Source organism: Serratia sp. MMO-28, assembly GCF_037199905.1.
Lineage (GTDB): Bacteria > Pseudomonadota > Gammaproteobacteria > Enterobacterales > Enterobacteriaceae > Chania > Chania oryzae.
In genome coordinates this window covers 1-211 of record NZ_JBBCVB010000156.1, presented here as the reverse complement: position 1 = coordinate 211, position 211 = coordinate 1, and the positions used below count along the sequence as shown (strand labels likewise).

Genomic DNA, 211 nt, shown 5'->3' with positions numbered 1-211 from the left:
CGCCGTATCGACATTCACCTGCCCGGCCCCGGTCAGGGCGTTGTTCAGGGTAAAGGCCCCGTTATTGCTGATATTGAGGGTGCTGCTGGCATCGTTGACGTGCAGTTCGGTAGCCGCATTCAGCGCGCTCCCCGCGTTCAGCGTCAGGGAGGCGTTACTGTTGATGTCCAGCAGGCCGCTGAAGCCTGAAGCATTGCTGTTGCCAGAGAGG

General features: G+C 60.7%; 1 protein-coding gene. It reads right to left on the bottom strand.

All coding sequences use genetic code 11. The features are described 5' to 3' along the window. Window positions 1–211 (bottom strand): hypothetical protein (locus WG891_RS26965; protein ID WP_337265146.1); only part of this gene is annotated, 211 nt, incomplete at both ends.